Raw genomic sequence first — 22,709 nt, forward strand, 5'->3', positions numbered from 1 at the left:
GCGAGAAGAGGAATTCGCGATGAAACGTTTTGCTTTGGCTGCGGTGGCAGCCCTGTCTTTTGGTCTGCCTGCCTTTGCGGGTGAGCAGTTTGTCGATGACACCGGTTTTGCTGTTTCCGGCTATGATGTTGTCGCTTACCGCAGTCTTGCGCAGGCTCCGGTCGGGCAAGCACAGCCCGCCGCAGTGCCCGGCAAGGCTGACATAACGGCGGAATACAACGGCGCGACATTCGCTTTCGCCACTGAGGCAAACCGCGACACTTTCCTTGAAAACCCGGCCTATTTTGCTCCTGCTTATGACGGTCACTGCGCCTATGGTGTATCCAAAGGGGGCAAGGTGCCGGGCAATCCCAATCTGTGGCGGATCGTGGACGATAAACTCTACCTGAATATCACCAAAAATGTGGTGGGTTTCTGGGAAGAAGACATCCCCGGTAACATTACTCTCGCCGAAGGGAATTGGCCGGATATCGACCCAAATCCTGCGTCGACAAATCCGATCCCGAATTTTTCATCCAGCGCTCCTGCACAGGACTAAACGCCTCGGCTTAGATCCTGCAAAAGCCCCGCACTTGTTGCGGGGCTTTCTTGTTGCGGCGTCTGTGTGCAGAAATTGGACTTTACAGAACGGGAAAACTGTAGCTGGCTGAGTGCAGATCAGAGTTAAGAGGTTTTGAGAATATGGAATTTCATGTCTGGCTCGCGTTTGCCTCCGCCTCCATTGCGTTGCTGCTCATCCCCGGCCCCACGGTTCTCTTGGTGTTGAGCTATGCGATCAGCCAAGGGAAACGCGTGGCGGTTGCAACGGCTGCCGGTGTTGCGCTGGGCGATCTGGTGGCAATGTCGGGCTCTCTTGCGGGGCTTGGGGCCTTGGTGCTCGCTTCGGCGGAGTTGTTTTTGCTGCTGAAGTGGGTGGGCGCGGCGTATCTGATCTATTTGGGGATCAAACTCTATCGCAGCGCCGCGGCAGCCTCGCTCGATCCGGTGGGGGACGTGGCAGATGCGGCGGCGGGGCGTGTCTTTGCACATGCAGCGGCGGTGACAGCACTGAACCCTAAATCCATCGTGTTTTTCATCGCCTTTGTGCCGCAGTTCATCAATCCGCAGGCAACATTGCTGCCGCAATTTGGCATTCTGGTTGCAACCTTCGTGGGTTTTGCCGCCCTGAACGCACTGGCCTATGCGTTGCTTGGCGACAAACTGCGCCAGCGCATCCGTCATCCAGCGGTGATGCCCATGCTCACGCGTCTGGGCGGCGGCGCATTGGTGGCGATGGGGGTGGCCACCGCTGCCATTCGTCGCAGCGCATAGGTTCAGATCAAGGGCGCGGCGGCGGGCATACCACCTGCTGCCAGCGCCCCGGCGACATGCCCACCGCAGCGGTAAACTGACGGGTCATATGCGGCTGGTCGCTAAAGCCCGCATACGCTGCCGCCTCCGCAAGCGACATGCCCTCAGAGATGGCTTTTCGCGCGCGATCCACGCGGCGCAGCGTTAAGTAACGGTAAGGGCTGGTGCCAAGTGCAGCGCGAAATTGCCGGGACAAGCTGTAGCGATTGAGTTGAGTAACATTTTCCAACTCTTCTGAACGCACCACCTGATCCGCGTTGGTGTGCAAATAAGCGCGCGCCCGCTCAATGGCACGATGATCGATGCGTGTGGGGCGCAGACGGCCAGCGCTATGGTCTTTGGACAGCAAACCCTGAGCCAGCAAAGTGATCACCTGATCCAATTGCAGCGGCTCTAGCGGGCGCTGCATATCTGCGCAGGCGATGTGGAGTGCCTGCAACAACGCGCCATCGGTGAAAACCGGGTCGCGCGCAAAGGGCAGGGCGCGCGCTTCGCCTCCCAGCGCCTCTCGAATGCGGGCGGGTGCGATATAGAGCATCCGGTAGGAAAATCCGGCCTCATGCCCGGCTTCGCCGTCATGCAGCTCATCAGGGTGGATCACGATTACATTCCCGGCAAGACTGTCTGCGCGTGCCCCTCGATAGCGAAAGCTCTGCACGCCGTTGAGCGTATAGCCGATTGCATAGGTATCGTGGCGGTGCGGGGCGTAGGCATGGCCATCAAAATGCGCCTCGATCCGCTCCAGACCTTGCGTATTGGGCGCAACTCGCAGCCAGTCACCTGCGCTGGGCAATGCGCAGGATCGTTCAAGACCGCGCGGCGTCGCTCTGACAATCTGTTGCTCTGATGACGTGTCGGTCATGGGCGGATCCTTGGACGGCACAGAAGATTAGCGGCTGGCGCGTTGCGAACCCGCCACCGTGCAATAAGGAGTATCCCTTTGCCGCCGAACAAACTCAATATTCTCGAACAGGTAGATGCGCAGATCACGCAGGTCTTTGATCCGCATATCGTGGCAGATGTAAACGATGCGCAGGTTAAGGTCGCAAAATTCGGTCCCCAGTTCGATTGGCACAGTCACCCATCGGAAGACGAGGCGTTTTTTGTGTTGCGTGGTCGTGTTGCGATAGATTTTCGCGATGGCACTGTCGAACTGGGGCAGGGTGAGTTCCTATGTGTGCTGAGGAGCATGGAACATCGCCCGCGCGCTCTCACGCCCGAGCCAGTGGTCATCATGGTGGAACCGGCAGGCACGCTCAACACCGGAGACGCCGACAGCGCCCTGACGGTTGCTAACCCGAAATATCTGCAGGCTGAGGGTTGAGTGATGCAATTTGATACCAAGATCGCCATTGTGCTGAACGCAGATCTTGCCACATGGCAGAAACTCAATGTTACAGCGTTTTTGATGTCAGGTATTGTGGGCGCAGCGCCAGAACTGATTGGTGAGAGCTACCGCGATGGGGACGGCAATACCTACAACGCATTGGCGATCCAGCCGGTGATCGTGCTTGCAAGTGATGTCGCAGGTCTTCGCAAGATTTATGAACGGGCCGTGACGCGGGGCGCCGGGATGTCGATCTACACAGAGGAGATGTTCGCCACAGGGCACGACGCCGCCAACCGCGCTGTGGTCGCAGAGTTTGGAGCCGCAGACTTAAACCTCGTGGGGCTGGCGCTTCGAGAAGAGAAGAAAGTGGTCGATAAAATTACCAAAGGGGCGAAGATGCACTCCTAGGATGGGCTTCCGTCTAAACTCAGGTGCGAATGGATCTTTGGTGCCAACACACAAAGAAAAACCCCGGAATCCAATTTGGATGCCGGGGTTTGCGGTAGCATTGATCGCGCCAAGCTTAGCGTTTGCGGTCGCGGCGCGAGCTCATTGGCTGGAAAGCAACACCGACATGCGCTTCGCAATAGGGTTTACCCTGCTGCACCGGAAGGCCGCAGAACCAGAAATCTTCGGTCGCGGGATCGCCAACGGGCCATTTGCAGGTCCGTTCGGTCAGTTCCATCAAGGAGAGCTTCTTGGCTTTCTTCTCGATCTCGTTGACCTTTGCCAGTGCCTCCGCCGGAATCTCATTGGCAGACGGCTGCGGCGGCAGGGGTTGGCCTGCCGGAATGATCTGCTTGCGCGCAGGGGTCGAGGGCTTTGGCTCCACTGCGGGGGCTTCGGCCACCGGCTCCGGCGTCACCGGGCGTGCCGGTTCGGTCTTGGGCTGGGCCTTGGGCTTTGCGGCCGCCTTAGGCGCTGGCTTTTCCTTCGGCTCGGCCGCAGCCTTGCTGCCGCCGCCGGTGGTGCGGTTGGACAGACCGAGGCGGTGAACCTTGCCGATGACCGCATTCCGGGTCACGCCACCAAGTTCTTTTGCGATCTGACTGGCCGACTGGCCTTCGCCCCACATTTTCTTGAGCAGTTCGACGCGCTCGTCTGTCCAGGACATAAAGTGCCTTTCAAAGCTAATAGCGGCCTCAAGAAACCTGTGGCCGCCATCGAATTCCAGAGTACCGCCCTACAATAGTCACTGGCGGGCGAGATACAAGCCATGAACCGACGTCTCATTGCATAGAACCGCAGCTTGCATCCCTGTGATGAGCGATTATGCAGGGGGTAGCGAGAATATGAGGGTGGCATGTCAGATAACAACACACAGTCGAGCTTTCGCATCGAAGTGGGTGAACGCCGGTTTGGCAGGGTGAACTGGCTGGGTCTCAAGACGCTCGCCGGGCGTGAAATCAAACGTTTTCTGGTGGTCTACACTCAGACCCTGCTGGCACCGATGGTGACGGCAGCGCTGTTTTTGCTGATTTTCTCCATCGCAATCGGTCCACGCCGTGGGGATGTGATGGGGGTGCCGTTTATGTCCTTTATCGCGCCGGGCATTATGATGATGACGGTGATCCAGAACGCGTTCGCCAATACATCGTCTTCGATTGTGATTTCAAAGGTGCAGGGAAATATAGTCGACACCTTGATGCCGCCGCTGTCGGGATTTGAGATCCTGCTCGGCTATCTTGCGGGTGCGATAGCGCGCGGCGCTTTGGTTGCGGTCGGGATCGGGCTCGGTTTGGTGTTGGTACTTGGAATGGTGCCCGCTCACCCGCTGGTGGCGCTGGGCTTTGTCATCTTGGGGGCGGCGTTCCTAGGCGGGCTGGGCATTGTCGCCGGGGTTTTTGCAGATAAGTTCGATCAGATGGCGGCGATCACCAATTTTGTGGTGACGCCATTGGCGTTTTTGTCTGGCACCTTTTACTCGGTCGAGGCGCTGCCACCGGTGCTCTATGCAATTTCACACGTCAATCCGGTGTTCTACCTGATCGATGGGGTGCGCTACGGCATGATTGGCGTATCTGACAGCGATCCGGCCTTCGGCGCGCTCGTTTGCCTGGGGGCGACAGCTGTCATTGTTGCGCTGGCGTGGCAAATGCTGCGCACAGGATACCGGTTGAAAAACTAGCGCTCTGTCTCGGGGCGGGGCAGGCGTTCTGTGACTGTGGGGCGCTTGCCATTGACGCTTTCACGCCATGCAAGCAGCCCCGCGCCAGACAGGATAATGCCAGCCCCGAGGATTGTGACCCAATCTGGTACAACGCCGAAGATCACCGCATCATAGATCGCTGCAAAGACCAGTGTCCCATAGGCAAATGGGGCCACAAATGACGCATCCGCCCGCGCCATCGCATTGACGAAACAGGCCTGCGCACAGGCCATAAGCGCGCCGAGCGCGGCCAGCGCCCCCCATTGCGCTGCTGTTGGCATTTGCCAGACGGCAAGCGCGGCGCAAGAGGCAATAACCATCCCAATCAGGTTGTTGACCCACAGGATCTGCACCGGCGGCTCGCCACCTGCCAGTTTCTTGATGAAGATCAGCTCAGCCCCCATGGCTAGGGCCGCGCCAAGTGCCAGCAACGCTGCAGGTTGAAAACTCTCAGGTGTTGGCCGCAAGAGAATCATTGCCCCCGCAAGAGCAATCGCAGCCGCAAGCCACCGCCACGGCCCGACCTTTTCGCCGAGAAACGGGATCGCCAGCATCATGCCGATCACCGGGTTGAGGAATGAAATGGCCGTTGCGTCTGCCAGCGGAATAAAGGCTACAGAGGCAAACATCAGCGTGACACCGCCCCAGCCAAACGTGGATCGCCCGATATGCAGCCCCCAATGGGGTTTGTGGATCTTCTGACGCAAGACCACAACGGCCGCTGAAATCCCCATAAAGGCAAAGACAAACCGCCCCTGACTGATTTGCAGCGCATGCAAGGGCGGCCCCAGCACATCTGTGCCGAGCGATTTCGCCAGCAGGGTGGTGCCTGCAATAAACACAGTTGCCAGTAGGATCAGTGCCGCGGCAAGGGGAGGGTTTTGTGGGGTCTCATGCGTCATGCGACAATCGGTGCGACAGCGCGCCCCTAAAGGCAAGCGCAAAGGTTGCGCGGTTGATCGATGCATTCCAGACATTGTTCCTGTGCCCATCCAGCACGCCAGTCAGTGCGCCCGTCGTTTTGTTCCAAAATAGGTGCCGAAGGGGGTTTCCACGCGTTGATGCTTCCGTTATGGAGCCTTCTTATGATCAAACACGCAACTCTCTTGTCGACTCGACGTCGACGCCAATGTGCCTGACACGCTGCCAATCGCAGCGCTTTTGATCCCGCGCGCCTCGCTTGTTCTTCAAAATGGCGCCCCCTTTCAAACCAAACCGGACCAGTTGTTGACCGTCGCCCCGTGGTGGGGCACTGATTTGGTCCTGACCCCGTTAGATCTCTCTTAAAGGATGTTTCAGATGATCCCCTCCGTTCTTCCGACCTATAACCGGGCGCCCTTGAACTTCGTCAAAGGCGAAGGGTCTTGGCTGATCGAGGCGGATGGCCGACGTTTTCTGGATCTGGGCTCTGGCATTGCGGTAAACGCGCTGGGCCATGCACATCCCGCTCTGGTGGAGGCGCTGACCAGTCAGGCGCAAAACCTCTGGCATGTCTCGAACCTTTACGAGATCCCCCAGCAGCAGGCGCTGGCGGATAAGTTGGTCGCGGAAACCTTTGCTGATACGGTATTTTTTACCAATTCCGGCACCGAGGCTTGTGAACTGGCCGTTAAAATGGCCCGTAAGTATCATTTTGAGAAGGGCACTCCTGAGAAGGTCGAAATCATCACCTTTGAAGGGTCGTTCCATGGGCGCTCCTCTGCGGGTATCGCTGCGGCAGGGTCTGAGAAAATGACCAAAGGCTTTGGTCCACTGCTTCCCGGTTTTGTGCATCTGCCGTGGGGCGATGCACAGGCGGTCGCAGCGACCATTGATGAAAACACTGCGGCCATCTTGGTCGAGCCGGTGCAGGGCGAAGGCGGCATCCGCCCGATGCCCGATCAGGATCTCAAAGATTTGCGTGCCCTCTGTGACGAACATGGCATTCTTTTGATCCTCGATGAGGTGCAATGCGGCGTAGGTCGCACCGGCAAGCTTTTTGCGCATGAATGGGCAGGGATCACTCCGGACATCATGATGGTCGCCAAGGGCATTGGCGGCGGTTTCCCTCTTGGTGCAGTGTTGGCCACAGAGAACGCTGCCTCCGGCATGACCGCTGGAACCCATGGCTCGACCTATGGCGGCAACCCGCTTGGTTGCGCGGTGGGTTGCGCGGTGATGGACCATGTAGCGGCTCCTGAATTCCTCGCCGAGGTAAACCGCAAGGCAGGTCTTTTGCGTCAGAAACTCGAAGGTCTCGTGGCGTCCCATCCAGCGGTTTTTGAAGAAGTCCGGGGCTCCGGTCTGATGTTGGGTCTCAAATGCAAGGCGGTGAATGCAGAGGTGGTCAAGGCGGGCTACGCGGCTGAGGTCATCACAGTGCCTGCAGCCGACAATGTGATCCGTTTGCTGCCTGCGCTGACGATTTCAGATGCCGACATCGACGAAGCCATCTTGCGCCTTGAGGCTGCGGCCGCGGCGGTTGAAGCCGCCTGATCTTCATCTTTTCATAAATATCTCGGGGGTGTGGGGGCTGGCCCCCACGTCTCCCTCTCCAGAAAGCGACGACAGTATGAACCATTTTCTCGATATCCATAAAACCTCACCGGCTGATCTGCGCACAATCATTGATCAGGCAGGCCAGATGAAATCTGCGCGTCTGGGCCGGCCCAAGGGCACGCCCGATGACGACCAGCCGCTTGCTGGCCGCATGGTGGCGCTGATCTTTGAAAAACCATCGACGCGGACCCGAGTGTCCTTTGACGTAGGTGTGCGCCAAATGGGTGGCGAGACGATGGTTCTTTCGGGTAAGGATATGCAACTCGGGCATGGCGAAACCATTGCCGACACGGCGCGTGTCATGTCGCGCTACGTCGATCTTATCATGATCCGGACCTTTGATGAAACAGTTCTGACAGAAATGGCGGAATACGCGGATGTGCCAGTCATCAACGGGCTTACCGACCGCACGCACCCTTGTCAGATCATGGCCGATATCCTCACCTATGAGGAACACCGTGGCCCGATCAAAGGCAAGAAAGTTGTCTGGACGGGTGACGGCAATAATGTCTGCGCCTCATTCATTCACGCGGCGGGGCAATTTGGCTTTGATCTGACCTTTACAGGCCCCTCGCAACTGGATCCTGAGGATGAGTTCATCGGCCTTGCACGCAGGGCCGGATCTAAGATCACCATCGAACGCGACGCGGCCAAGGCGGTCGAGGGTGCTGATCTGGTGGTGGCAGACACTTGGGTCTCCATGCACGACAGCCAGTCATCTAAAGAGCGGCGTCACAACATGCTGCGCCCCTATCAGGTGAACGATGCGTTGATGGCGCATGCAAAACCGGATGCGCTGTTTATGCACTGCTTACCTGCACACCGCGAAGAGGAAGTGACCTCTGCGGTGATGGACGGTCCACAGTCCGTGATCTTTGATGAGGCGGAAAACCGGCTGCACGCGCAAAAGGCCGTGATGCGCTGGTGTTTGGGCGTCTGATCTGCCCACGGCGGGAGCGCTCCCGCCCGTCACAGCCGCATTAAAATGCAGCTCCTCCCGTTGGGCGTAGCGCCGGGCCTTTGGCCCGGCGCGTTGCGTTCCCCGGGTCAGATCTGGTCAGGACCGCCCGCGTCTGACACAGTGGCGCTGAGTGGACCGGCAAGGGAGTGCCGTTGTGAGTGAGGGCCATATCGTTGTGCTGGGAGCTCCGGCTCTGGCGGGGTTTTGCGCAGGGCTTTGGGCGGCGGCCGGGCATAGGGTGACATGGGCTGTGGCTCCACAAACCCAAGCGCAGTTTGAACGCGGCGGATTGCGCCTTACCGATCCCAGCGGGCTAGATGCACGGATCGGGCCGGATGTGTTGGACTGTCTGCCGGCGCGCGACGCTCTGCGGTGTGCTGATCTTGTGGTTCTGCTGGATCTGGACGAATTGGAAGCCGCAACAGTCTGGTCCGAAATCACATCAAACGCGCCTGTGGGCACCATGGTGCTGAACGTCACTTCTGCGACCTCCGCAAACTACGTGCTACCGCCGGACCCACCCACGGGACGGCAGATGGTCTTGGGCCTTGCGCCATGGTGTGTGGACCAACATATCGAGGGCTCGCAAGATGAAGCACTCTGGGTGCACCGTTATGGGGCAGGCGGGCCAATGCGCGTCGCGGAAGAAGCAGGCATTTGGGCTCGAGATTTGAGCGTACCCTGTCTCGATGTCAAAGCTCAGTCTGATATTTCGGGTGTGATTTGGGGGAGCAAATTGGCCAGGCTGTTGCCGCTGTGCGCGAGCCTTGCAGGGATTGCGCCACGCGCGCTCTTGCGGGACCGCGTGTGGCGCAACCTGTGTGCCGACCTGCTTGAAGAGGTGCTGGTTGTGCTGCGAAAAGCGGGCATTCGCCCAAAACCAGCGCGGGGCTTGCCGCTGTCCTTGCGGCTCAGGGCCTTGCGAGTGGGTGGTCTATTGAACACCTTGGTCTGGCCAGAGGTTTCGATGGTTCAAGGTGGCTCCGCGAAAGAGGCAGATCTGTCGCTATTGCAAGACTTGTCAAATCTTGGCGCGCGCGTCGGGATGGCGATGCCGGTCAGTGCCTCTCTGCTTCAGGCAGATGTGCGAGGCGGCTGATCAGACCGAGAATACATGCATCAAGGCATAGATGCCGGCAGAGAGCGCGGCGGATAAAGGAACCGTGATCAGCCATGCCGCCAGAATGGTCAGGACATGGCTGCGACGCACCAAGCGCCGGCGGCTGCGATCTTCGCGTGGAAGGCCGGGCCGCTCCGCCTTTTGCCCAGCACGGCGCGCATGAGCGGCCGCATATTCGCGGTAAAACCCCACGCCAAAGACCGCACCGACGGCCACATGCGTCGATGAGACTGGCAGCCCAAGCCAACTGGCCACGATCACCGTGAGAGCTGCAGAGGTAGAGACGCAATAGGCGCGAATGGGGTTGAGCTTGGTGATTTGGTTGCCCACCATATTGACCAACCGAGGGCCAAACAGCAGCACCCCCATCGCCATCCCAAAAGCGCCGATGATCAGCACCCAGAATGGGACATGGAGCGAGGCCAGCGCATTGATTTCGGCCGGGTGAGTGCCTGCCTCCTGTTGGCCCATGACATGTACGATGGTCGCCAGCGGGCTGATGGCATTGGCGACATCATTGGCCCCGTGAGCAAAAGACATCAGCACCGCTGCGATCACCAGCGGCAGTCGGAACAACGCTTTGATCGCGCCTTTTTGATGCTCCAGCTGCGCGGCGCGATGCAGAATAAGCGGTCGCGCAATGAGGAACGATAACAGCGCCACACCAACCCCGGCCAAGAGCGCTTGACTGGACGTTGTAGACGACAGGCTTTCGGGCAGTTTCAGCACAAAGAACGTACCAAAAGCCCCCCCCATTCCGGCCAGCAACAGCGGAACCCAACGCCGCGCTGCTGCCATTTTGTCATCCTGTTGGGTGATCAGCTGGCGGATCAAAGCAAGAAGCGCCATCGCAAGCACAGCACCGATGAGCGGTGACAGCATCCAGCTGGTCGCAATACCACTGAAGGTGAACCAATCTACCGCGCCAAATCCCGCCGCTGCGGTGGTCGCGCCCAAAATGGAGCCGATGATGCTCTGGGTGGTGGAAACTGGTGCGCCCATCCATGTGGCCAGATTGACCCAGAGCGCCGAAGCGATCATCGCCGACATCATCGCCTGCACAACGGTTTGTGGGGCGCTCATGGCCTCTGGGTCGATCAGCTTGCTGGACACCGTCGCAACCACTTCGCTGCCACCAAGGAGCGCGCCCGAGACCTCGGCCAAGGCGGCGGCAATCAGGGCCGCGGTCATCGGAAGCGCCTTGGCACCAACCGCGGGCCCCATGTTGTTGGCCACGTCATTGGCCCCGATGTTGAGCGCCAGATAAGCACCAAACACTGCGGCGACCATGGCCATGATGGTTGTGGGCGATGTGCCGAGCACGAGTGCGGCCTCGACACCGGCCAATGCCATGAATGCGAGCGCCAATCCAAGCCCCAGAAGCGGGCGCACGACATAGCCTGTGGTGCGCTCCATCTGGTTGAGACGGGCGAGATCTTTGTCCAGCAATCTCCAGTCAGGGCGCGCCATCACAGGGAACTTTCGTCAATACGACAATTGGCTACGGTATGCCCGGCATATCGGGCAGAATGACCGGATGCCTTGTGGGCAAGGATAAGGGCGAAGGGTAACAGCGAATTCAAGAGGGGCGGAAGCTGTTCAGAAGGTCTTGAAGCTGAGGTTCGCGCACCATTTGCGCGGCTTCCTGAGGTGGAACCCAGTTGCGCTTGCGCTCGTGAGCCTCTGGAAAATCATCGCGCAGATCTTCGACCTCGATTGCATAGACCAAAGTCTCCAAAGGCTCCGCAGTGCCGTTATCGAGACGTTTGTCATATTCAAAACGCCCCACCGGAGCCTCATCGAACTGCCCCTGACGCACGCCTGCTTCTTCCCAGGCTTCCTGTGCGGCACTTTCCGCACTGGATTTACCTTCCATGGGCCAGCCTTTCGGGATGACCCAGCGGCCTGTATCTCGGCTTGTTACAAGCAATACCTCGCACCCCGTGTCGGTGCGGCGAAAGCACAGCGCAGCAACCTGCAGCCTGCGCGGGCGCGACAGCATGGGGAGAAAGGTCTGAGACCAGAATTTCTGCAGTAACTGTTGCATCGAATGCTCGAAGCCTTTTGGGCGTGTTCTTATACTCTTTAGCTGAACGAGGAAGTGCAGATAGTCTTGTTCTGGGGTGAGTACAACTTCTTTGTGTTAAACTTTCGCTACCGTTGCTCTTATATCATCGTTGCATCGGCCATTCACTTGCGCGGGCGAGCGCGCAGGGTTGCTTCGGCTTGGGTGGGATCTTCGGGCCAGGGGTGTTTGGGGTACTGCGCGCGCATGTCCTTGCGCACATCGGCATAGGAGCCGGACCAGAATCCCGGCAGGTCGCGGGTGATCTGGATCGGGCGACGGGCGGGCGACAAGAGCGTGACCTTCAGCGCCACACCCGCGACGGTCGGATGGCGGGTGACGCCGAACATCTCCTGCAGGCGGACCTCAATCCCCGGTGTGTCGCTGGCGTAGTCAATGGGGATCTTGCGCCCAAGCGGCGTGATGAAACTGCCCGGAACCTCGCGGTCAAGGAGCTGGGTCTGCTCCCACGTCAGCGCGGCGCGCAGGGCCGGGAGTGCGTCGAAACCCTTCCAGTCGGCGTCTGAGCGCACGCCCGTGAGCATGGGCAGCAGCCAGTCCTCGAGAGTTGCCATCAGGCCCGCCTCGGAGAAATCCGGCAGGTCGTGGCCTTCGGCGCGCAGCAGTTCGATACGGGTGGCAAGACGCGCGGCGGCGGGCGACAGGCGCAGGCCGAGGTCACGCACACCGTCAAGCATGGCGGTGGCGGTGGCCTCGGGCGGGACGTCCTTCCAGATGCGGTCGTCCAGCACCAGCGCGCCAAAGCGCTCCTGTTTGCGCGCCACCACGCGGCGGTCGCGTTTGGACCAGCTGCAGAGATCCTGCCAGTGGATCTGATCTGCGAACAACGCGCGGATTTCGGCCAGGGTGATCTGCGCCGCAAGGCGGATCTTGGCCTCGCGCGGATTGCCGTCGCTGTCTGTGACGACAAGATAGGGGGCCGCGGCCAGCGGGTCGGAATTTTCCAGCACCGCGCCCTTGCCACCGGAGAGCACATAGCGGGCATCGTCGCCCTTGCGGCGCTGGGCCACCCGATCCGGATAGGCCAGCGCGGCCATGGCCGCCGGAGAGAGCGGCTCTGATGTGGCGGCGGCGGGTCTGCCCTCGGCGCTGGCCGAAGTGTCGCTCTGCCCGCCGCGTTGCCGGCGCAGGCGCTTTGCCTCACTGGTGATGGCCTGCAGAGCGGGGGTCTTGACCTGATAGGGGCGGCGGTCGCGGAAGCGGCGGAGATCCCGCAGGGCCTCAAGACGCAGTGCCAGATCGACCGGCGCGCCGCGCAACGGGTCGCGGTCCGCCATCAGCGCCGCCAGTGTGGCGCTCTCTGGTCCCGCCACCGCCAGCATATGCGCCAGACGCGGGTGCAGGGGCAGGCGGGCCAGCGCGCGGCCATGGTCGGTGATCCGCATCTGCCCATCCAGCGCGCCGAGCATCTGCAACAGGGCACGCGCCTCGGACAGGCTACCAGCGGGGGGCTGGGTCAGCAGCGGCAGATCTGCGGGATCCGCCCCCCAAAGTGCCAGTTCCAGCGCCAGACCGGTGAGGTCTGCGGCCTCGATCTCGGCCGGGGGGTAGGCCATCAGCGCGCCCTCTTCGCCCTTGGACCAGAGCCGATAGCAAGTGCCCTCGGCCACGCGACCGGCGCGGCCCTGTCGCTGGGTGGCTTCGGCGCGGGTCACCCGTTCCGTCACCAGCCGCGACATGCCTGCACCGGGGTCAAACCGCGCGCGCCGGGCCTGTCCCATATCCACCACGACGCGGATGTCCTCGATCGTCAGGGAGGTTTCGGCGATGGAGGTCGCCAGCGCCACCTTGCGCCCCTCGGACACGGGAGCGATGGCGGCGCGTTGTTCGGCAAAGGGGAGGGCGCCAAACAGCGGGCGGATCTGGCAATGGCCGGGCAGCCGGGTCTCCAGCGCGCCGGCGGCACGGCGGATTTCGCCCTCGCCGGGCAGGAACACCAAAAGGCCACCACCGGTCTCGCGGGTCTCACCTTCCGCGCGGGTGACCAGATCCACCAGCGCGTCCAGTTTGCGTGCCTTGGCGGGCAGGGGGCTGTCGAGCCAGCGGGTTTCGACCGGGTAGCTGCGGCCCTCGGAGGTGACGATGGGCGCATCCATCAGGGCCGCCACCGGGCCTGCATCCAGCGTGGCGGACATCGCCAGCAGCAAGAGATCGTCGCGCAGGGCGCTTGCAACCTCAAGGCAGAAGGCGAGCCCCAAATCGCCATTGAGGGAGCGTTCATGAAATTCGTCGAAGATCACCGCGCCGACGCCCGGCAGATCCGGGTCCGATTGCAGCATCCGGGTCAGGATGCCTTCGGTCACAACCTCGATGCGGGTGGATTTTGAGGTCTTGGCCTCGCCGCGCACCCGGTAGCCGACGGTCTGGCCGGGGCTTTCCCCCAATGTTGACGCCATGCGCTCTGCCGCGGTGCGAGCGGCGAGGCGGCGGGGCTCCAGCATCAGGATGCGCCCGGTGGTCAAGCCTGCTTCAAGGATCGCAAGCGGCACCTTGGTGGTCTTGCCCGCACCGGGGGGCGCTTGCAACACCGCACGGCCCCGCGCGCGCAGAGCATCAATCAGGTCGGGGAGCGCGTCATCAATCGGGAGCCGTATCATGGCGGCGCTTATCGCCAATCGCGGGCTTAACGTCCAGCCTGCGTAAGCCCACCTTGCAGCGTGACAGTGCCAAAAACCGTGGCGACTTTGGCGGTGGACATGTGGAAACGCCCATCCGGCCCGGCCTCGTAGCTGAGTTCGAGATCAAAGGACTTTGCCCGCGCCAGTTCTCGCGCGCTGTAGCCGTCTTCGCGGTGCAATGTGCCCCGGCAGACAAACCCCGCTCCCTTTGGACGTGGCGAGCCCAGCACCAGCCGCGTGCGCCGTGCCCCATCAAAGATCGGCTGATCGAAAGAGCAGAGATCATCTACGGCCTGCGGTGCCACCGCGCGGAAAATGGCGGTCGCCGGATCAACTGTGTCGCGCTGGTTGTCCGGGCGAAGAGGCGGGGTGTCAGAGCCAAGACGCCCACCCGTGACGCGGGGCACGCCATTTGTATACTCGAGTTGGGCCGTCGATTGCCGCTGCCCGGTGTTGACGTTTTCTAGGAACCACGCGGGCCGAAGGCCTGCGGAGGTCCAGCGCCCCCGTGCCTGCATTTCGAAATGAACCTTTGCCAATAGCGCCACCGCACCGGTCGAGGTAAAGCGACTGCGCACGCCATAGGTGCCACCGCTGCGCTGGCTGGCAAGAGTGAAAGTGCCAAGTTTGACGCCGAGGCCCCGCACGACATAGTGCTGCTGATCGCTCGTGCTGGGGTCATTCGCGAATACAGCTACGGGCGATATGAAGGCCGCGAGCAGGATAACCCCTCCGAGGACAAGGTAACGGCGCATCAAGGCAATTCCTTTCCAATATCAAGCGCATGTTTCGAAGCGGCATTGAGGTTTTGCGGCAGGGCCACTGGACAAGCGCGCCCCGGCTGCGCCATCAATGCCCGGCAAGGACGAGAGGCGCGCCATGGACATCGCACAGCTGAGTGACAGGATCTTAAACGCGGACCGTCGGGCCTTGGCCCGCGCCATCACATTGGTGGAAAGCGCCCGTCCGGATCACCGCGCGCAGGCGGATGACTTGCTGTCGCGTCTGGCCAAAAGCGACCGTCAGGCACTTAGGATCGGTCTGTCAGGAACGCCCGGGGTGGGCAAATCCACCTTTATCGAGGCCTTTGGCATGATGCTCATTGGGCAGGGGCTGCGGGTTGCGGTGTTGGCGGTTGATCCCAGCTCGGCGCGGTCCGGTGGATCAATTTTGGGGGATAAAACCCGGATGGAGCGGCTCAGCCGTGAGCGCGCGGCCTTCATTCGTCCCAGTCCGAGCCAGAGCCACCTTGGTGGTGTTGCCCGCCGCACCCGCGATGCGGTGGCGCTGTGCGAGGCGGCAGGCTTTGACGTGGTGCTGATCGAAACCGTGGGGGTGGGGCAGTCGGAAACCGTTGTGTCGGAACTGTCCGATCTGTTCCTGTTGTTGCTGGCCCCGGCGGGCGGCGACGAGCTCCAGGGCGTGAAGCGCGGCATCATGGAGATCGCAGACATGATTCTGATCAACAAGGCCGATGGCGATCTGAAAGCGACCGCGACTCGCACCTGCGCCGATTATGCCGGGGCGCTGCGGCTGTTGCGTAAACGTCCGCAAGATCCGGATGGTTTCCCCAAGGCGTTGACCGTCTCCGCGATCGAGGCCGCTGGGCTGGAGACCGCATGGGCAGAGGTGCAGGCGCTGGCCGGGTGGAGGCGCGAAAACGGGTTTTGGGATCAAAACCGGGCGCAGCAGGCGCAGTATTGGTTTTCTGAGGAGGTGCGACAGGCGCTTTTGGCGCGGCTTCAGACCTCTTGGGCAAAGTCGCGCATGACGGAATTGTCGAAAAAGGTGGCCGAGGGCGCGCAAACCCCACAAGAGGCTGCGCGCGATCTGTTGACGGGTTTGGGTGTCGCGGACCTTGATCCGTCGCGCGTGGGCTAAGACCTGCGACTCAGGTGCGACGGTTGGGGGTGCTCATGGCCTGATATGGCGTGCACACGCTTGCATCTTGGCCCCGAAATTGTAAAAGCCCGCCAGCGCTGGAGGGGATGGCGCGGGAATGTCGGCTGGTCTGCCATAAAAGCGTCGCATATGGCTTGACCATCTTCGCGATTCCTCCTAAACGCATCCAACCAGTTTTCGGGCGCAGCCAATGGCAGCGCCCTTGTAATTTGGCGACTGATTCCAAAAGGCCGGGCAGGCTGTACTCGGGTCGGGACGCCGCAGATACGAAGGATAACACCATGTCGCGCCGTTGCGAACTGACCGGAAAAGGCCCGATGACTGGCAACAATGTCAGCCACGCCAACAACAAAACCAAGCGTCGTTTCTTGCCGAACCTGAACGACGTCACCCTGCAGTCCGAGACTCTCGGACGCGGTGTGAAGCTGCGCATCTCTGCTGCAGCCCTGCGTTCGGTTGATCACCGCGGTGGTCTGGACGCCTTCCTTGCCAAAGCAAAAGACGCAGAGCTGTCTGACGCGGCGCTGAAGGTCAAAAAAGAAATCGCAAAGGCACAAGCCGCGCAGGCCTGATAGGCCGCATGATTTCTTGATCCTGCCCAAGAATTTTAAAAGACCACCGAGTGCGAATCTCGGTGGTCTTTTTCCGTTTGGTGCCAATGATTCATGTCCGCGACTCTTTGCCCGCGGCTTTGGGTCTGGGCTTGTGGCATGTCTGTCTTCCTGAGATATGATTGCGCCAATGACATTGCTTAGACGGTATACCGCCCTGCTGCTCGCGGCGGCATTGTTGCTGACCGGCCATAGCGCCGCTGCCAGCCGCTTTGCGCGCGATGCGACGGGGCAGGTCATCCTGTGCACCGGCACGGGGCCTGTGACCGTCTATGTCGACGAGAACGGCGAACCGACGGGCGCGCCGCATATCTGCCCGGACTGCATCAATCACATCCTTGATCTGGCTCAGAGCCCGATGGTGTTCCGTGCGCCCGCTGCCGTGACGCGGCAAGCGCATCGACTTCCCTCGCGCGCGCAGAGCGATGTTGCAACGGAGCGCACGGCCCGTGCGCGCGCGCCGCCGTTGGTCTGACCTGTTCCCAAACTTTACGTCAGGCCGGTTGCACGCATGTGCCCGGAGCCAACAGTCAAATTCTCAAGGAGACAACAGATGTCCTTTAAATCTCTCAGCCGCTCGGCAGCATTTTCCGCGATTGCAACCCTCGCTCTTGCGGGCACCGCTGCGGCGGAAATGGTCGTGCAGGACGCCTATGCGCGGTCCAGCAATAAAATGTCGGGCGGGGCCTTCATGGAGGTCCTCAATCAGGGCGACACCGATGACCGCCTTGTGGAGGCGCGCTCTGACGTGGCCAAGCGGGTGGAGTTGCACACCAGCAAAGAAGACGCCAACGGCGTTATGAAGATGATGCCTGTAGAAGAGGGCTTTGCGATCCCGGCAGGTGGGACGCATATGTTCCAGCGGGGTGGCGATCACATCATGTTCATGGGCCTCAACCGTGAACTCAAGGATGGCGATAAAATCGACGTCACCTTGGTGTTTGAAAAGGCCGGAGAGGTCCCGGTTCGGATCGAGGTGGATATGGACCGTCAGCCGACAGAAGGGCATGCGGGCCACGATAATCACGGCGACCACAGCGAGCATTCCAACTGATCGTCTGCCGCCCTTTGACCGCAGACAGATGAAGGCAAAGCCCCGGCATGTGTCGGGGCTTTTTTATGCGTTGCTGCCCGTCAGCAGGCCTTCAACCCATTTTGGCACAATCTCTGTTGCAGGGCCAAAATGACGCACACCAAAGGCCCGGCTGATCTCCGAGGGTTCCAGATTCAGCTCAACCGTATCAGCGCCATTGACTGCCGCCTCCTGCACAAAGGACGCGGCTGGGTAAACCTGCCCAGAAGTCCCGATGGACGCGAACAGATCGGCCTCTTCCAGATGGGAGATGATCTCTTCCATGTGATAGGGAATTTCACCGAACCAGACCACATCGGGGCGCGCCTGTTGAGCGCCACAGGCGGGGCATGTTGTCTCCAGTGTCATCTCCATAGGGGCCTGCCATTGATGCGCACAGGCAGCACAGAGAGCACCTCTTAATGTGCCGTGCATGTGGAGCACATTGCGCGCACCTGCTGCTTCATGCAGCCCATCCACGTTTTGCGTCACGATGACGACCTCTCCCGCCCAGTGTTGTTCGAGCTGCGCGAGGGCGAGATGGGCTGCGTTCGGCTGGGCTTCTGCGGCCTGTTGGCGGCGTGCGGAGTAAAAGCGATGCACCAGCTCGGGGTCACGGGCAAAACCATCAGGTGTTGCGACATCTTCGATCCGGTGCTGGGACCATAACCCGCCCTCGCCGCGAAATGTGCCGAGCCCGCTTTCTGCTGAAATCCCGGCACCGGTGAGGATCACAATCTTGCTCATGTCAGGCCCCTTGTGTCGCGGTTTATTCATGGTCGCTATGTTGATAAACTTGCATAGTCTGGCAGGTGCCGAAAATACTTAATTTCAGCATTTCAAATCTAAAAGGGATCTTCCGTGAAAAGCGTATTGTTTGTCTGCCTTGGAAATATTTGCCGATCGCCCGCTGCGGAGGCGCTTTTTCGAGAAAGATGCCCTCATATACGAACGGATAGTGCTGGCACCTCGGATTTCCACGTGGGAGAGCCGCCATACGCGCCTATGGCGACCGCAGCAGGCGCGCGTGGAATTGATATGAGCGATTTGCGGGCACGACAATTCACTACGAGTGATTTTCGAAATTTTGATTTTATCTTCGTGATGGATAAAGAAAACCGGCGCAACGTGGAGAGCTTGCGTCCAGCCGGAAATACCACCCCGGTCGAGCTATTTGCGCCCTTGGCTGCGGAGGGGGCTGCAGATGAGGTGCCTGACCCCTATTACTCCCGCGACTTCGACGGCTGCCTAGACCTATTAGAAAGCGCTGCAATTGGATTGCAGCGCAAGATTTCGTAGCGGTGATTGGGAGGGGGCGTCGGTAGGCCTTAGCTCTCAAGCACGCGCAATTGCCCGGCCAGCCATGGCAGGCGGTTGATTGCGGGTGCGATGATCTGGCTTTGGGTAAGGCGACGCACAGTGCCAGCAACTTCGAGCGGAACCGTGTCCGGCCAATCCGACTGCGCAAACAGAGAAATGCGACGTGAAAAGCCTGCGAAGGGCAGGGCAAACGCGTCGATCTCTTCGTGGAAACGCGCGGCACGCATGTAACCCAGCGGCGTGGTGATCGCCCAACCGATGCGGCGTGCAACCATTGCCATCAGCGCAAGATGAGAGCCGATTTCGAAACGGTCATCAAACTCCATCTTGTGGCGGGTCAGATGAGATTCGATCTGCTGAGAGATCAATTGATCACGGGCATAGCGCAACAAAGGCAGGTGATTCAGTTGATTTCCAACGTCATCCGGGTCGGTGACGCGGCCGCGCGGCGCAACAACGATGAACGGATCTTCGACCAGCGGATATTCGTTCATGCCGGAACGCAGCTCTCCGGTGGAAGCGGCGACGCCGATATGCAGTTCTTTTTCTGCCATGGCTTTATAAATGTCATGGCTGGACGCGGTGACCATCTTAAAGCGGCATTGGGTCAGGCTATCGGCTAAAATGGTCGCAAGACGCGGTGTCAGATCATTGTCGAAATCATCAATCAACCCCATGGAAAGCGCGGGCAGATGTGAAAGATCCATCACCGTAAGCTCGCTCTGGGCCAGTCGTAATTCGCTCAAAACCGCCTGAGTGCGGGACAAGAAGCTGCGCCCGGCCGAAGTTAGAACCATGGGGCGACGACCGTGATCTACGAGATCGGAGCCAAGGGCTTTTTCGAGGTTGCGAAGCTGCTGGCTGACCGCTGGCTGACTAAGACCAGTAATGTCGGCAGCCTGCGCAACAGAACCCGACTTGGCCAAAGCTTCAAAAACTTCTAGCCCTCGGAGAGTAACGCCTTTCATAAGCATAGGTTGGCTCCCAAAAGTCCAATTTCATTCAAACTCCGTCACGCGATGCTTCTGCCGGGGGAGCGTCTGAACACTACACATCACAGGATTTCCCTGCATGCGAAACAATCTTCAATGTTTCTATTTTTATTTTATTAGTTTGAAAAGGAAAAAGTTATCAATTCAGATGATTTATAAGAAGTTTCACGTTTTTGAAAGAAAAATGGTCACGGGCGGCGCCAATTAACCATTTTCCCATCAAAGATCAAAGTTGACGGTATGCGCAGCATTAACCGCAGATGCGCTCGGCGTCACTTCCAAAAACTTTGTATTTCTTCCACAGGCGAGCATCGCTGCTGCGTGCTGATTGGCGCACTTCTTGTGCCCGGTGGGGATCAGCAAACCATTTGGAGACGGTGCGCTGTTCGGATTTGGTCAATCGGCCTTCGGCGACCTGCTGGATGCAACGGCACAGGTTTGCCTCGGCAGCGCTTCTATTTGAATTGCGGCATGCGCGCTCAATCGCGCCGGCTTCAGCTGACGGTGCGACAAAGAGGGTGGAGGTCACGCATAGGCAGGCGGCGAGGGTCAGTCGGAACACGATCATCATTCTCCGGTTGGCACGGTTGGGAATACGAGAAATTTGACCACCTATTCCACATCTCAACGGGATATTTCAATGGGGAGACAGCGGAGTTTGGCTGCTTAGGATCTCGTAGGCGGCAACACGTCGCATCTGCGTGCATTTCACTGGCGGACAAGCGCACGATCCACCTTGACCAAATGCAAAATCCCAATCATATGCGCTTGTCATGACAGAGCTCTCGAAAATCCGCAATTTCTCCATCGTCGCTCATATCGACCACGGCAAGTCCACGCTTGCTGACCGCCTCATCCAATCGACGGGGACGGTGCAGGATCGTGACATGAAAGAGCAGCTGCTCGACGCCATGGACATCGAGCGCGAGCGGGGCATCACCATTAAGGCGAACACCGTCCGCATCGATTACGAGGCAGACGACGGTGAACGCTATGTGCTGAACCTGATCGACACCCCCGGTCACGTCGACTTCGCCTATGAGGTCTCCCGCTCCATGCGCGCGGTAGAAGGCTCTCTGCTGGTGGTCGACTCGACCCAAGGGGTTGAGGCGCAAACACTGGCGAATGTCTATCAGGCAATCGATGCAGATCATGAGATCGTACCGGTTCTCAACAAGATCGACCTGCCCGCCGCCGATTGTGATCGCGTCGCCGAGCAAATCGAGGATGTGATCGGCATTGATGCGACAGATGCCATTCAGGTGTCAGCCAAAACCGGCATTGGCATCAAGGAAACCCTTGAAGCAATCGTGAAGCGCCTGCCCGCACCAAAAGGGGAGCGCGACGCCCCTCTGAAGGCGATGCTGGTGGATAGCTGGTATGATGCCTACCTCGGCGTCATCGTGCTGGTGCGCATCATGGATGGCGTTCTGAAAAAGGGTGACCAAATCAGAATGATGCAGACCAACGCCCGCTATGGTGTTGAGCGCATCGGCGTGTTCCGCCCTGCCATGCAGACCGTTGATGAGCTTGGCCCCGGCGAGATCGGCTTTATCACCGCCTCGATCAAGCAGGTGCGTGATACCAAAGTGGGTGATACCATCACCCATGACAAAAAGGGTGCCGAGGTTGCGCTGCCAGGCTTTAAACCCTCGGTGCCGGTGGTGTTCTGTGGTCTGTTCCCGGTGGACAGTTCCGAATTCGAGGACCTGCGCAACGCGATTGAGAAACTTGCCCTCAATGATGCGTCTTTCTCTTACGAGATGGAAACCTCTGCGGCACTGGGCTTTGGCTTCCGCTGCGGCTTCTTGGGGCTCTTGCACCTTGAGGTGATCCGTGACCGGATCGAGCGCGAATACAATATCGAACTGATCACAACCGCGCCCTCCGTGGTTTATCACGTCTTTGGCAAAGACGGTGTGATGTCCGAACTGCACAACCCTGCTGACATGCCCGATCTGTCCACAGTGGATCACGTCGAAGAGCCGCGCATCAAAGCGACCATTCTGGTGCCGGACGAATATCTCGGCGATGTGTTGAAACTCTGTCAGGATCGCCGCGGCATTCAGGAAGACCTCTCCTATGCGGGGTCGCGCGCCATGGTCGTTTATGATCTGCCGCTGAACGAAGTGGTCTTTGATTTCTATGACCGGTTGAAGTCGGTGACCAAGGGCTATGCCTCTTTTGACTATCAGATGATCGGCTACCGTATCGATAATCTGGTCAAAATGTCGGTGCTGGTGAACGATGAGCCTGTGGATGCGCTGTCGATGATGGTGCACCGCGACCGCGCCGAAGCGCGGGGGCGTGCGATGTGCGAAAAGCTCAAGGAGCTGATCCCGCGCCACATGTTCAAGATTCCGATTCAGGCGGCCATCGGCGGCAAGGTCATCGCCCGCGAGACCCTTTCCGCGATGCGCAAGGACGTGACCGCGAAATGCTACGGCGGCGATGCTACCCGGAAGCGCAAGCTCTTGGACAAGCAAAAAGCCGGTAAGAAAAAGATGCGCCAATTTGGTCGTGTCGATATCCCGCAAGAGGCGTTTATCTCTGCACTGAAGATGGACGATTGATCCTCAAGGCCTCCCCCAGCGGGAGGCCTTTTTCGTTGCGCTGGCTGCTTTGGTGAGCGGGTGACCCTGCGCCACAACACCGGGTGA

At 59.7% G+C, this 22,709-nt stretch carries 24 protein-coding genes; 14 read left to right on the forward strand and 10 right to left on the reverse strand.

What is annotated here, in order from left to right; translation table 11 throughout:
* The first annotated feature begins 19 nt into the window (after window positions 1-19).
* Together UB90_RS08615 and UB90_RS08620 are read left to right on the forward strand one after the other, a co-directional pair.
* Window positions 20-538 (forward strand): YHS domain-containing (seleno)protein, encoded by a 519-nt coding sequence (locus tag UB90_RS08615; protein WP_065324483.1) that lies wholly within the window; start codon window positions 20-22, stop codon window positions 536-538.
* Window positions 539-681: 143 nt separating this feature from the next.
* Complete coding sequence (locus UB90_RS08620) at window positions 682-1,311, forward strand: LysE family translocator (protein ID WP_065324126.1); 630 nt, start codon at window positions 682-684, stop codon at window positions 1,309-1,311.
* 7 nt (window positions 1,312-1,318) lie between these two features.
* Here the strand turns inward: UB90_RS08620 and UB90_RS08625 are convergent, their stop codons facing one another.
* Window positions 1,319-2,212 (reverse strand): AraC family transcriptional regulator, encoded by an 894-nt coding sequence (locus tag UB90_RS08625; protein ID WP_065324127.1) that lies wholly within the window; start codon window positions 2,210-2,212, stop codon window positions 1,319-1,321.
* Between the two features lie 78 nt (window positions 2,213-2,290).
* Here UB90_RS08625 and UB90_RS08630 point away from each other — a divergent pair, with 78 nt between their 5' ends.
* Both UB90_RS08630 and UB90_RS08635 read left to right on the forward strand, forming a co-directional pair.
* Complete coding sequence (locus UB90_RS08630; protein ID WP_065324128.1) at window positions 2,291-2,674, forward strand: cupin domain-containing protein; 384 nt, start codon at window positions 2,291-2,293, stop codon at window positions 2,672-2,674.
* 3 nt (window positions 2,675-2,677) lie between these two features.
* Complete coding sequence (locus tag UB90_RS08635) at window positions 2,678-3,088, forward strand: DUF2000 family protein (RefSeq protein ID WP_065324129.1); 411 nt, start codon at window positions 2,678-2,680, stop codon at window positions 3,086-3,088.
* Between the two features lie 115 nt (window positions 3,089-3,203).
* Here the strand turns inward: UB90_RS08635 and UB90_RS08640 are convergent, their stop codons facing one another.
* Entirely contained in the window at window positions 3,204-3,794 is a 591-nt protein-coding gene (locus UB90_RS08640) for a GcrA family cell cycle regulator (protein WP_065324130.1), read from the reverse strand.
* 189 nt (window positions 3,795-3,983) lie between these two features.
* Here UB90_RS08640 and UB90_RS08645 point away from each other — a divergent pair, with 189 nt between their 5' ends.
* Window positions 3,984-4,808, forward strand: coding sequence for an ABC transporter permease (locus UB90_RS08645; protein WP_009179193.1), 825 nt, complete (start codon window positions 3,984-3,986; stop codon window positions 4,806-4,808).
* Here UB90_RS08645 and UB90_RS08650 read toward each other — a convergent pair.
* Entirely contained in the window at window positions 4,805-5,731 is a 927-nt protein-coding gene (locus UB90_RS08650) for a DMT family transporter (RefSeq protein ID WP_065324484.1), read from the reverse strand. The genes UB90_RS08645 and UB90_RS08650 overlap by 4 nt on opposite strands.
* A 397-nt stretch (window positions 5,732-6,128) precedes the next feature.
* Here UB90_RS08650 and UB90_RS08655 point away from each other — a divergent pair, with 397 nt between their 5' ends.
* From UB90_RS08655 to UB90_RS08665, 3 genes are all read left to right on the forward strand, one after another.
* A complete protein-coding gene (locus tag UB90_RS08655) occupies window positions 6,129-7,304 on the forward strand; it encodes an aspartate aminotransferase family protein (protein ID WP_065324131.1) in 1,176 nt (391 codons plus the stop codon).
* A 76-nt stretch (window positions 7,305-7,380) separates the two neighbouring features.
* On the forward strand, window positions 7,381-8,307 hold the full coding sequence (gene argF / locus UB90_RS08660; RefSeq protein ID WP_009178867.1) for an ornithine carbamoyltransferase: 927 nt from the start codon (window positions 7,381-7,383) through the stop codon (window positions 8,305-8,307).
* 175 nt (window positions 8,308-8,482) lie between these two features.
* Complete coding sequence (locus UB90_RS08665) at window positions 8,483-9,427, forward strand: 2-dehydropantoate 2-reductase (protein ID WP_065326792.1); 945 nt, start codon at window positions 8,483-8,485, stop codon at window positions 9,425-9,427.
* On the opposite strand, the gene UB90_RS08670 is transcribed toward UB90_RS08665, so the two are convergent.
* From UB90_RS08670 to UB90_RS08685, 4 genes are all read right to left on the reverse strand, one after another.
* On the reverse strand, window positions 9,428-10,918 hold the full coding sequence (locus UB90_RS08670; protein WP_065326793.1) for an inorganic phosphate transporter: 1,491 nt from the start codon (window positions 10,916-10,918) through the stop codon (window positions 9,428-9,430).
* Between the two features lie 109 nt (window positions 10,919-11,027).
* Complete coding sequence (locus UB90_RS08675; protein WP_005662206.1) at window positions 11,028-11,495, reverse strand: NUDIX hydrolase; 468 nt, start codon at window positions 11,493-11,495, stop codon at window positions 11,028-11,030.
* A gap of 143 nt (window positions 11,496-11,638) precedes the next feature.
* Window positions 11,639-14,131, reverse strand: coding sequence for an ATP-dependent helicase HrpB (hrpB, locus tag UB90_RS08680; protein WP_065326794.1), 2,493 nt, complete (start codon window positions 14,129-14,131; stop codon window positions 11,639-11,641).
* 26 nt (window positions 14,132-14,157) lie between these two features.
* Window positions 14,158-14,907 carry a DUF3108 domain-containing protein gene (locus UB90_RS08685; RefSeq protein ID WP_065326795.1) on the reverse strand — a complete coding sequence of 250 codons (750 nt, stop codon included), beginning with the start codon at window positions 14,905-14,907 and terminating at the stop codon, window positions 14,158-14,160.
* Between the two features lie 124 nt (window positions 14,908-15,031).
* On the opposite strand from UB90_RS08685, the gene meaB reads away from it, so the two are divergent.
* The 4 genes from meaB (at window position 15,032) to UB90_RS08705 (ending at window position 17,719) form a co-directional block, all read left to right on the forward strand.
* Window positions 15,032-16,033, forward strand: a complete 1,002-nt coding sequence (meaB, locus tag UB90_RS08690) for a methylmalonyl Co-A mutase-associated GTPase MeaB (protein ID WP_110613671.1) — start codon at window positions 15,032-15,034, stop codon at window positions 16,031-16,033.
* 302 nt (window positions 16,034-16,335) lie between these two features.
* The gene (gene rpmB / locus UB90_RS08695; RefSeq protein WP_005661592.1) at window positions 16,336-16,626 is read left to right on the forward strand and encodes a 50S ribosomal protein L28; all 291 of its coding nucleotides are present in this window, start codon (window positions 16,336-16,338) and stop codon (window positions 16,624-16,626) included.
* A 169-nt stretch (window positions 16,627-16,795) separates the two neighbouring features.
* Window positions 16,796-17,140, forward strand: a complete 345-nt coding sequence (locus UB90_RS08700; protein ID WP_074712519.1) for a hypothetical protein — start codon at window positions 16,796-16,798, stop codon at window positions 17,138-17,140.
* Between the two features lie 78 nt (window positions 17,141-17,218).
* The gene (locus UB90_RS08705) at window positions 17,219-17,719 is read left to right on the forward strand and encodes a copper chaperone PCu(A)C (protein WP_065326798.1); all 501 of its coding nucleotides are present in this window, start codon (window positions 17,219-17,221) and stop codon (window positions 17,717-17,719) included.
* 63 nt (window positions 17,720-17,782) lie between these two features.
* On the opposite strand, the gene UB90_RS08710 is transcribed toward UB90_RS08705, so the two are convergent.
* Window positions 17,783-18,484, reverse strand: coding sequence for an NAD-dependent deacylase (locus UB90_RS08710; RefSeq protein ID WP_065326799.1), 702 nt, complete (start codon window positions 18,482-18,484; stop codon window positions 17,783-17,785).
* 114 nt (window positions 18,485-18,598) lie between these two features.
* Between UB90_RS08710 and UB90_RS08715 the strand changes: the two genes are divergently transcribed.
* Complete coding sequence (locus UB90_RS08715; RefSeq protein ID WP_065326800.1) at window positions 18,599-19,036, forward strand: low molecular weight protein-tyrosine-phosphatase; 438 nt, start codon at window positions 18,599-18,601, stop codon at window positions 19,034-19,036.
* Window positions 19,037-19,065: 29 nt separating this feature from the next.
* Here the strand turns inward: UB90_RS08715 and UB90_RS08720 are convergent, their stop codons facing one another.
* Window positions 19,066-20,031 (reverse strand): LysR family transcriptional regulator, encoded by a 966-nt coding sequence (locus UB90_RS08720; protein ID WP_065326801.1) that lies wholly within the window; start codon window positions 20,029-20,031, stop codon window positions 19,066-19,068.
* Between the two features lie 268 nt (window positions 20,032-20,299).
* Window positions 20,300-20,620 (reverse strand): hypothetical protein, encoded by a 321-nt coding sequence (locus UB90_RS08725; RefSeq protein WP_005628747.1) that lies wholly within the window; start codon window positions 20,618-20,620, stop codon window positions 20,300-20,302.
* A 202-nt stretch (window positions 20,621-20,822) separates the two neighbouring features.
* Here UB90_RS08725 and lepA point away from each other — a divergent pair, with 202 nt between their 5' ends.
* Window positions 20,823-22,622, forward strand: coding sequence for a translation elongation factor 4 (gene lepA, locus UB90_RS08730; protein WP_065320769.1), 1,800 nt, complete (start codon window positions 20,823-20,825; stop codon window positions 22,620-22,622).
* Window positions 22,623-22,709 lie beyond the last annotated feature (87 nt).

It is taken from the genome of Tritonibacter mobilis, from assembly GCF_001681715.1.
GTDB classification, from domain to species: domain Bacteria; phylum Pseudomonadota; class Alphaproteobacteria; order Rhodobacterales; family Rhodobacteraceae; genus Epibacterium; species Epibacterium mobile.